Source organism: Xanthobacter sp. BG11Y11_SDJG, from assembly GCF_057364445.1.
This window is the reverse complement of record NZ_JBNFNU010000666.1, coordinates 1-1,346: the sequence shown is the minus strand read 5'-3', so window position 1 is coordinate 1,346 and position 1,346 is coordinate 1. Positions and strand designations below refer to the sequence as shown.

Genomic DNA, 1,346 nt, shown 5'->3' with positions numbered 1-1,346 from the left:
CGCGGGAGACGACCCGGCCCGCGTCACGCCGGATCGGGCGCGGCGGCGTGCGCACCGGTGTCGGGGCGCGGGGGGATGATGCGCAGCCTCTTCACCCGGCGCGGGTCGGCCTCCAGAACCTCGACCTCGAAGCCGCCGGGAAGCGCGATCATCTCGCCCTCCACGGGTACCCGCCCGGCCACCATCACCACGAGCCCGCCGAGGCTGTCCACCTCCTCCAGGGCCTCCTCGGAGGCGAAGCCGGGTCCGAGCACCTCGACCGCCGCTTCCAGCGGCGTGCGGGCATCAGCAAGGAAGCTGCCGTCGTCCTGGCGCGTCAGCAGGGTCTCGGGCGCCTCGTCGTGCTCGTCCTCGATCTCGCCGACGATCTCCTCCACCACGTCCTCGATGGAGACCAGGCCGTCGGTGCCGCCATATTCGTCGATCACCAAAGCCAGGTGGGTGCGCGCCGCCTGCATGGATACGAGAAGGTCCACCGCCGGCATGGAGGGCGGCACATAGAGCAGGCGCCGCACCAGGCCGGCCTCCTCCAGGCTGCGGTCGAAATCGACCGCGCCGAGGTCGAGCCGGCTGTCCGCCTCGTCCATCACGCCGGCCGCCAGCACCGCCAGCAGGTCGCGGATATGGACCATGCCCACGGGGTCGTCGAGCGTGTCGTCATAGACCACGAGGCGGGAATGGCCGGCGCTCACGAACACCTTCAGCAGCTCGCCGAGGCCGATGTCCTTGCGCACCGCGATGATCTCGGCGCGCGGCACCATGATGTCGCCGATGCCCACATCCTTCAAATGCAGGATGTTGCGCAGCATCTTGCGCTCGGAGGACGTGAACTCGCTTTCCTCCTCGGCCGCCCCGCTCGTGCCGAGCACCTCCTGCAGGTCGGTGCGCAGCGAGCCGTGCGGGCGGAACGTGCCGAGGAGGGCACGCAATCGATCGAGAAAACTCTGCGGCTCCGCGGAGCCGGTCTCGGTCGGCTGATCAGTGTTCGACATGTGTCCTTCTTCGCCTTGAACGTCATCCGTCCTGCGGCAGGCGGTAGGGATCGTCGATCCCGAGGCCCGCGAGGATGCGGCGTTCCAGCGCCTCCATTTCCTCTGCTTCGTCGTCTTCGAGGTGATCATAGCCCATGAGGTGCAGCGTGCCGTGCACCACGAGATGGGCGAGATGATGCGCGGGCGCCTTCCCCTCGGCCGCCGCTTCGCCCTGGAGCGTCTCCAGGGCGATGATGACGTCGCCGAGCGGCTGCGGGGCGTCGACGCCCTCGGGCAGGTCCGCCTGGGGGAAGGACAGCACGTTGGTGGGCTTGTCCATGCCGCGCCACTCCCGGTTCAGCACCCGGATGGCCG

Annotated in this window: 2 protein-coding genes; both read right to left on the bottom strand. The window is 69.4% G+C overall.

Going from position 1 to position 1,346, the window contains the following annotated elements:
* Positions 1-23 precede the first annotated feature (23 nt).
* The gene (locus tag AC2W7M_RS25575; protein WP_486135913.1) at positions 24-992 is read right to left on the bottom strand and encodes a hemolysin family protein; all 969 of its coding nucleotides are present in this window, start codon (positions 990-992) and stop codon (positions 24-26) included.
* A 22-nt stretch (positions 993-1,014) separates the two neighbouring features.
* The coding region (ybeY, locus tag AC2W7M_RS25570; protein WP_486135911.1) for an rRNA maturation RNase YbeY at positions 1,015-1,346 on the bottom strand (332 nt) is incomplete at its 5' end.

Excerpts from the sequence above, each read along its gene's own strand:
- AC2W7M_RS25575 (WP_486135913.1), bottom strand. The coding sequence starts at position 992 with ATGTCGAACACTGATCAGCCGACCGAGACCGGCTCCGCGGAGCCGCAG.